At 67.8% G+C, this 5,900-nt stretch carries 6 protein-coding genes and 1 pseudogene; 5 read left to right on the top strand and 2 right to left on the bottom strand.

All coding sequences use genetic code 11. The features are described from left to right. Window positions 1-342: pseudogene (locus tag H5J30_RS15025) on the bottom strand (hypothetical protein); the annotation flags it as partial. 393 nt (window positions 343-735) lie between these two features. Here H5J30_RS15025 and H5J30_RS15020 point away from each other — a divergent pair. From H5J30_RS15020 to H5J30_RS15000, 5 genes are all read left to right on the top strand, one after another. Next, window positions 736-1,029: a hypothetical protein gene (locus H5J30_RS15020; protein ID WP_181787936.1), complete on the top strand. Its 294-nt coding sequence runs from the start codon at window positions 736-738 to the stop codon at window positions 1,027-1,029. A gap of 1 nt (window position 1,030) precedes the next feature. Beyond that, window positions 1,031-2,362: a putative T7SS-secreted protein gene (locus H5J30_RS15015; RefSeq protein WP_181787934.1), complete on the top strand. Its 1,332-nt coding sequence runs from the start codon at window positions 1,031-1,033 to the stop codon at window positions 2,360-2,362. Between the two features lie 65 nt (window positions 2,363-2,427). Then, the gene (locus H5J30_RS15010) at window positions 2,428-3,300 is read left to right on the top strand and encodes a hypothetical protein (RefSeq protein ID WP_181787933.1); all 873 of its coding nucleotides are present in this window, start codon (window positions 2,428-2,430) and stop codon (window positions 3,298-3,300) included. A gap of 16 nt (window positions 3,301-3,316) precedes the next feature. Continuing rightward, window positions 3,317-3,892, top strand: coding sequence for a hypothetical protein (locus H5J30_RS15005; protein WP_258563325.1), 576 nt, complete (start codon window positions 3,317-3,319; stop codon window positions 3,890-3,892). Window positions 3,893-3,948: 56 nt separating this feature from the next. After that, window positions 3,949-4,689, top strand: a complete 741-nt coding sequence (locus H5J30_RS15000) for a hypothetical protein (protein ID WP_181787932.1) — start codon at window positions 3,949-3,951, stop codon at window positions 4,687-4,689. Between the two features lie 40 nt (window positions 4,690-4,729). On the opposite strand, the gene H5J30_RS14995 is transcribed toward H5J30_RS15000, so the two are convergent. Then, a complete protein-coding gene (locus H5J30_RS14995; protein WP_220188924.1) occupies window positions 4,730-5,719 on the bottom strand; it encodes an ABC transporter substrate-binding protein in 990 nt (329 codons plus the stop codon). Window positions 5,720-5,900 lie beyond the last annotated feature (181 nt).

The following is a 5,900-nucleotide window of genomic DNA, read 5'->3' as shown; positions in this document are numbered from 1 at the left end:
GGCGTGATCCGTACGCAACCGCGCCAGGTCGACGTGCCGCGACCCGAGCCGCCTCTCCAACTCCCCGCGTATCCGCCGGGCCTCCTCAAGGTCGCCCTTCAACTCGGCGACCTGCTCCTCATGCCGCCGGTCGGCCCGCGCCAGCGCCCCGGTGGCCTCGGTGACCTGCAGAGCGGCCATACGATCCCGCAGCCGCATGAGCGCCGAGGCCCCCGCAGCGGCCCCGGCCGCCCCCACGGCCAACCAGCGCACGGCGGGCCCGTCCCCGGAAACCAACCAGGCCCCAGCCGCGCAACCCAGCGCGACCGCGGCGAACGACACGGGCGGCAGCAGCCCGCGCATCGGCGAGGAGAAGCGATGGCGTCCACGTGACATAGGCCGCAACTTACCGTGCAGATGTCCCAAATGGAGCAGCCCAGAACCAATCGTTTCCCGCCAGTTACGTCCCACCCACCCGGCACCCCCGTCCCGACTGTTCGCAGGGAGACACCCGCCCGGCGATCGGGACGACCCGGACACGGGGCCCGCTATGGAATTCCACCCTTGCAGATTGCGCCAATGCCAGACGAAAGGGTCGCGCCGGGACGCAACGTGCCCCGGCTGGAAGTGCGCGGCCAATGGAATTCCATCATTACCTCAATAGGCAATGCCTCAGAGGGATTCGGGGTGGTGTGGCGGCATTCCGATTCGCTAGCGTCACTTCCCACGGGCCGTCGACCCCTCGGAAGGACCCGGATGGCAGACTTGAAGATCAAGGGCGACGTTCTCGACGAGCTGTGCTTTACCTTCACGACCATGGCCAAACGCCTGGACTACGCCGCCCGCTCGATGAAGGGGACCGACACCGACGTCGTCGGCGCCTGGATGCTCACGCGCGAGCTGCAGGACTTCGCCGAGTCGTGGGAGTACGGGATCGAGCAACTCGGCGAGCACGCCGACGGCGCGGCCAAGATGCTGCGGAAGATCGCCACGGACTTCGACGGACTGGAAAAGGAACTGGAAGCAGCCCTCCAGCCCAAGGGGAGCTGACGTGGCCGACAAGGACTATCCCACCCTCGGCTTCGACCCCGCACCCGGTGACGCCCACAGCACCAAGTATCTGGCCCGTACCATCGGCCGGCTGGCCGGTGAACTGGGGACCACCGCCAAAGAACTGGAGCGCCTCGACCAGGGAGTCTGGAAGGGCAAAGCCGCGAACGCCTTCTCCGACCACGTGGCCGACAACGTCACGCCCGACATCAAGCGGGCGCACACCTCGTTCGAAAAGGCGGCAAGAGCGCTGCGGCGCTGGTCCGACGAGATGGACCGCTTCCAGGACGAGGCGCGTGCGCTGGAGCGCGAGGCGCGGCGCAAGCAGGAGGCCCTCGGGGACGCGCGGCGGTTGGTCGACGCGGGGAAGGCGGCGCCTTTTCCCGGTGCGTCGGATGACGACAAGGCGTCGGACGCGCAGCAGAAGCAGCAGGACAAGCGCGAGAAGGCCGCCGAGGAGGCCGGAGACGCGCTGGACGGGGTGCGGAGCCGGGCGGAGGCCCTCAAGGAGCGCTACTTCGCCGAGGCGTGGTCGATCTGCCGGGAACTCGACACCGCAGGCGACATCGCCCCGGACGAGCCGGGGCTGTTCGACCGTATCGCCAGTGGAGTGTCCGACGCCCTGGGTGACGCCCTCGACTGGGTCCAGGACCACGCGGACCTGATCAAGGCAATAGGCGACGTACTCAGCTACGTCACGGCCGCGCTCGCGGTGCTCGCCATCGTCACGGCGCCCTTCGGGATCGGGGCGGCCTTCGCGACGGCGGCGCTGATCACAGGAGGGCTGACGCTCGCCACGCACGGGATCGCCAAGGCGGCGGGGGCGGACGTCAGCTGGACCACGATCGGCTTGGACGCCCTCGGCGTCATTCCTGTTGCGGGGGCGTTCACCAAGGGCGCGAAGCTGGCCAACCTTGAGGCGGCGCAAGCGCGCGTTGCGCAACTTGGCACGAACTACGCCGCGGACTCGCATGTCGCGCGCAACTTCGTGTCGTTCGGTGAAGGCGCCGGCAAGGTCATCGGTGGCTACAAGCCATTCAAGAGTGTCGCGCTTTGGGGGCGCAGTGAGGTCGGCCTTCTGACGGCCAAGGGAAGTGGGCTGCAGAGTCGCATGCTCGGAATTGCGCAGAAGGGCTACGGGGACGGCCAGTTGATCGGCACCAAAGGGCTCAGCGCCCTCAGCTTCAAGAAGATTGCCATCGATCCGTTCTCCGCCGGCGGGCGGATGCTGGACTCCGGACTGAAGATGGCACCGAAACTGGTGACTATTCCGCAGCACCTCGGTGTCGATGTGCACATCGGTGATCGTTTCGAGGCCGCGTTCGGCGAGTGAGGAGAGGATGGATCATGGCAGCGTGGGAGCCGCGCCGAGGGGAGACGTTACTCAGCCGCGGGCCCGTGGAGTTCGCAACAGGTATGGCGGCGCCGGTTTCCGGTATGCGCTGGTTCCGGGACACCGAGCGTCGTGACATCCAGCATGAGCTGCCGGGATGGCCGGAGGGGCCGACTTACGCCGTGCGCAGCCGGGCGGACCGGAATGCCCGGAGTACGGCCAGGAAGGCGGGCGTCGTCAGCCATTCGCTGGTCGCCCTGACCGCGGGCATCCTGGGGGCTGTGGGGTCCCCGTTCGGCGAGCCCAGGGTTCGCGGCAAGAGCGAGGATCCCGAGAACGAGGTCGACGACTTCCCCGTCATGTGGGCGCCGGAAGGCGGGATCGCCAGAACGCTTCCGTGGCAAGCCGATCCCGCCCGCCGCCCCGCGAGCTTCCGGACACACCTGATCGTCACCGATGCGCGCCTGGTGCTCGTGGGCTTTCCCGACGACGACACGTCCCGCGACGAACCCCTCTGGGAGGCGGACCGGTCGTCCCTCGCCCGGGCGGAGCGCAAGCAGTTCAGCAAGGGCCGTCGGAACTTCACGATCACGTTCACCGACCGCTCGTGGTGCCGACTCCACTCCTACAGCGAGAATGCCGTGAATCGCATCCTCCGGCATATCTCGTCCACCTTCCTCCCGCCGGATCAGCTCACTGCGCCCCAGCGGAACGCCATCGACACCTACCTGGCAGAGCGTGCGCCATCCGATGGAAAAGCAGGTGGACCGGGCGCCGTTTACCGCCACGGCATCGTCACCAGGCGGCCCAGCGGCAACCTCCTGTTCGAAGCCTGGTCCGACTCTGCGGATCCGGTCAACGGTATCGCCGGGGGAACCATGCATCTGATGAGTCCGGAAGGTGGACAGCCCACATTGCAGCCCGGTGATCTCGACTGAAATCGGTGCCACTCCCATGACTTCTCCCCACCCCGACGGCATACCTCCCGTCTGGTTCACCGTTCCCGACGGTTTCCACTCCCTGCCCCTCGCCGCCGCCGCCGAAGAACGCGCAGCCCTGGCCGACGAGTTCGTACGGGAACTCTTCCCCCGCGGTGACGACGCCCTCTGGGCCTCCACCGCCCCGTACTACGCCGGGATGGGGGAGCTGATGGGGAGTTGCGGTCATGAGTATGCGGCGCTGGGGCTGTTCGCCCGGGACGAGGGCGGGGTTGCGCATTGTGCGTTCAACGTGGGTGCGGTGGAGAGCGGGCATCCGTCCGTCGAAGCCGCCGCCACGGGGATACGGGAAGTCCTCGTCCGGGATTCGATGAACGACGTGCGGTGGCACGACCTGCCCTGCGGGCCCGCTGTTTCCTCGGTGTCGTTACGCGAGTTCACCGTGCCCGCCGAGCTTGCGGGCGGCGGGCAGGAGACCAGGCTCCGCGCCGGGCAGATCCAGGCCCACGTCCCGTTTCCCACCGGGCCGTACATCGGGGTGTTCACGCTCGATACCGCGTCGATGGACTACTGGGGGAGTTCTGCGAGATGACGGCCGTCGTTCTGCAGACCGTGAGTTTTTCTCCGCCTCGGGAACAGGGAGGATGAATGGACGACGGACTGGAACGTTTCCGGGTCAAGTTTGCCAGTGGCGACGCCATGTCCGTGCGGAAGCGGCGCTCCTTTCGCGATCACGAGCGCAACGACATCGAGCGCGACCTGCCCGGGTGGCCGCCCGGAAAGCCGTTCGCGGTGCGGGGTTTCTTCAGAAGGCTCGGCCTTGTCGTCTTCATGGTGACCGTCAGGATCCTGGCTCTCCCCTTCGTCATCATCCTCGACGCTCTCGGGGGCTTCCCGGTTTCCGAGGAGAAGCGGGGGAAGCTGGAGGAGCGGGAGAACGAGATCGACGACTTCCCCGTGATGTGGGCGGGCGAGGGTGAGAGGGCCCGTACGCTGCCCTGGCAGCTCGATCCCTCCCGGCGGTCCTGGCGGACCGTCACCGAGATCGAGTTGGGCGAGTCCGCGGACCTCGTGCGCATCACGTCGTACGAGGAGATGTCGCGGGGCAACCGGTGGTTCGTCTCGTGGGGCGAGGGCACGAAGGTCCCGGGATCCGAGACGGCCCTTTGGGCGTTGCCCCGTCAGGACATCGCCGGTGCCGCGGTCAAGACGTTCAGCGTGGGCCAGGTCGACTTCACGATCTCCTTCCGGGACGGGTCGTGGACCCGGCTGACGGCGACTTCGGCCACCCGCGCGCGGAGGATCGTGGACCTGCTGAACGGCGTAGGGAAGGAAGACCGGGAGGAGCGGGGCCGGGCCGGTGCCGAACCCCCTGCGCCGCCGGGGTGAGCCGGCTGGGGCAGGGGGTCCGGGGTGGTGTCCGGCCGGGTCAGGAGCCGAGGAGGTTCTTCTCCTCCAGGTACTCCTTCGCCGCGTCCGCCGGCTTCATCCGCTCGGCGTCGACCTTGCGGTTCAGCTCGATCAGGTCGTCGGTCGTGAGCACCCGCGTCAGCTTGTCCAGCGTGGCGGCGATCTCCTTCGTCCCCGCCTCCTTGGCGTTGACGACGGGGAGGATGTTGTCCGCGTTCTGCAGGCCCTTGTCGTCCTCCAGGAGTACCAGGTCGAAGTCGTCCAGGGTGGCGTCCGTGGTCGTCGTCAGGGCGAGCTGGTTGGTGCCGTCCTGGACCGACTGCTTGGCCGCGGGCGTACCCACGCCCAGCGGGTCGATCTTCGTGATGTCGATGTCGTACGTCTTCTCCAGGCCCGGCTCGCAGAACGGGCGCTCCGGGCATTCGTCGCCCGCCGCGAGGCGGATGCCGTCGCCGGTCCTGCCGAGGTCGCTGAGGGTCTTGAGGTCGTTCTCTGCGGCGAAGTCCTTGGAGACGGCGAAGGCGTTCTGGTCGACGGCGTCGCCGGCGTCGAGCACCTTCAGGCCGCGGGGCTCGGCGAGCTTGCGCAGGGCGGTCACCGTCTCGTCGGCGTCGTTCGACGCGACGGGGTTCTTCTCCGGTGCCTCGACGCCGTTCTCCTTCGCGTTGAGGAACTCGGCGAGGGTGGCGGCGTACTCCGGGAAGACGTCGATGCTGCCCTTCTCCAGCTCGGGCTCGTAGAGCTCGCGGTTCTCCAGCTTCTTTATCGTGACGTCGTGGCCGGCGTCCTTCAGCATCGCCGAGTACAGCTCGGCGGTCACCGTCGAGACGGTGAACCCGGCCTGGCCCACCACCAGAGATGACTTGTCGTCGTCCGGCGAGTCCGTGCCGCCCTTTTCCTCCAGGCTGTCGCCGCCACAGGCCGCGAGCCCCGCGGTCAGGGCGGCTGCGGCCAGCACCGAGGCGGCTGCACGGGCACGAACGCGGTTGGTGATCAAGGGATTCTCCATCCGTCGGGAGTCGATATGCGTAGCAATAATGCGCGAAACCGGTGTGGCATTACAGCTGGTTTTAGCGGATTTTTCCGGAGGAGAATGCCGACGCGCTACGCACCTACCGGTGTCACGTGACACGGCGCTGCGCTGCGCTGCGCACGACGTGACGAAGAACCTTACAGCGAAGCCGCCGCGG

This window comes from Streptomyces phytophilus (assembly GCF_013870535.1).
GTDB lineage: Bacteria > Actinomycetota > Actinomycetes > Streptomycetales > Streptomycetaceae > Streptomyces > Streptomyces phytophilus.
This window is presented reverse-complemented; position numbering and strand designations above follow the sequence as displayed.